General features: G+C 59.8%; 1 protein-coding gene and 1 pseudogene. One reads left to right on the top strand and one right to left on the bottom strand.

The features are described 5' to 3' along the window. Positions 1-78: 78 nt before the first annotated feature. Positions 79-315, top strand: a pseudogene (locus tag M1105_RS20555) (DDE-type integrase/transposase/recombinase); the annotation flags it as partial. On the opposite strand, the gene M1105_RS20550 reads toward M1105_RS20555, so the two are convergent. After that, positions 266-868 (bottom strand): GNAT family N-acetyltransferase, encoded by a 603-nt coding sequence (locus M1105_RS20550; RefSeq protein WP_249582238.1) that lies wholly within the window; start codon positions 866-868, stop codon positions 266-268. The pseudogene M1105_RS20555 and the gene M1105_RS20550 overlap by 50 nt on opposite strands. Positions 869-1,186 lie beyond the last annotated feature (318 nt).

Genomic DNA, 1,186 nt, shown 5'->3' with positions numbered 1-1,186 from the left:
AGCATCGTCCGGATGGACCGAAGGCCGACCATGAACTAACAATCACCGTGGACCAATCAAGTTGGGCTGCTCACCGGCCGACAGGACACTGGTCGCTGGCGCAACAATCGGGCGGAGAACTCACACCTGCCTTTGCGACGACGGGAGAGAGCCATGCTGCGGTTACGGCGGATGCGAAGTTTGCAGCTCTTCGCCGCCGTCCATGCCTCCGTCCACAATCACTTCAACCAGGATCGCAACCTCTCAAGCAGGGACATCTTCAAGCTCAATCGCGCCGCCGCACTTGCCGAGTGGCGTCAGCTCGGCGCGGCCTGAAGGTCGCCGCCTTCAGCCGAACTGAGACTGGTTCGCATTGGTCTGACACCACCCCCAGCTCAATCTTCATGAGCAGCGCGTTCTCAGAGTTACCTGCCTCTCGCTCTCGATCATCATGCTTGAAACCGCACGACCGATAGAGAGACAAGGCTTCGTAGTGGCGTGGCAGCGCACTCAGGGTCATGGTCTCGAACCCCATGTTCCGAGCACGTAGCTTCAGCTCTTCGACAAGGGCTCGGCCCGCTCCAAGGCCGCGGGCGCTCTCACGGACGAACATCCGGTTCATCTCGCAGACGCCGCCCCCGATATCCTTGAGCATAAGAATGCCGATAGCCTCGCCGCCGTGCATTGCCAGCAGGCATTCCCCCTTCGGCGGATTAAAGTGCGTCAAGACCTCCTGGATCTGCTCGTCGAACTTTTGGTGCTCGAGGTAGTCATCGATCTCCTTTGCCATCTCTGGATATCGATCGCGCAGCCAGTCTATGAATTCATACGCAAGTCGGTAGACCGCGGCCGCCTGCTCCTTGCTTCTTACGAGATCGATTTCGATCATCGGTCTAGCTCTCCATCACAGCACCATGATGGGGGGGCCGCCCACCGATGAAAAGCCCTCCAGTGATCGGCTTCCGCGTTAGAAGCAACTTCTGGCGACTCTGTCAGAGCAAACTGGGTTGAGGCGCGGTAGCCGCCTCCCTGCCCTCGCGGCATGAGGAGACGCAGCCCTTTCCGCTATTTCAAGACGTCGCCCGAGATCATCCGCTTGGCTGTGATGATGATGGGGTGGACGCCCCCCGGCGGCATCGATGTGCCAGGGTAGGTGTCGTTGAGGGCACTGTCAGATTAAGCGGCGGGGGCCATCTTTCCCCTCCCT

Origin of the sequence: Thermohalobaculum sediminis, from assembly GCF_023487995.1 — a bacterium.
GTDB classification, from domain to species: Bacteria; Pseudomonadota; Alphaproteobacteria; order Rhodobacterales; family Rhodobacteraceae; genus Thermohalobaculum; species Thermohalobaculum sediminis.
This window is presented reverse-complemented; position numbering and strand designations above follow the sequence as displayed.